This window comes from Candidatus Hydrogenedentota bacterium (assembly GCA_016791475.1).
GTDB lineage: Bacteria > Hydrogenedentota > Hydrogenedentia > Hydrogenedentales > JAEUWI01 > JAEUWI01.
On the sequence record JAEUWI010000330.1, the window covers coordinates 1 to 600 of the forward strand.

The window sequence follows — 600 nt, forward strand, 5'->3', positions numbered from 1 at the left end:
GTCACGTCGACGAACTGATCCGTCAGCCGTAGCGGTCCGGCGAAGTTCACGATGCGGTTGTTGTCGGTGCGCCCGGCGAGCTCGAACGCGCGCCTCTTCGAAGGGCCTTCCACCAGCACGCGCTGGACCGTCCCCACCATTGCGCGGCTGACGGCCTGCGCCTGGTGCTCGAGCTGCGCCAGTTCGGGGGCCGCCTCGGCGGCGGCCAGCAGGGGCGGCAGGTCGGGCAGTGTCTGCAGGGCCTGGCCGACCAGCTGGCCATCGACCGGCGCATCGCCGATCACCCGGCGCAGGCGGATCTCGGTCTGCCGGTGCGCCGAGCGGGCCGCCGCCAGCGACAACTCGGCCTGCTGCACGCCCTTGCGGGCCTGCAGCAGTTCGCTGGCGCGACCGCGGTCGACCGCCACCACGTCGGCCAGCGCGTCGACCAGGCAGGCCATGCGCCTGACGTACTGCCCGTAGACCTCTTCCTGCACCCGGTGCCGCTCGGCGTCCAGCGCCAGCATCACGGCGCTCAGGGCCAGTTGCTCGCGCTGCGACAGCCAGGCCAGGCGCGACGCCTGCGCCAGCTGCAGCCGCCAGTCCAGCAGCGACTGCTGG

1 protein-coding gene is annotated in these 600 nt (G+C 73.0%); it reads right to left on the bottom strand.

Annotated elements, in window-relative coordinates:
* Positions 1-140, bottom strand: a 140-nt coding sequence (locus JNK74_29515) for a TRAM domain-containing protein (protein ID MBL7650313.1), incomplete at its 3' end; no start/stop codon positions are given.
* Between the last annotated feature and the right edge of the window lie 460 nt (positions 141-600).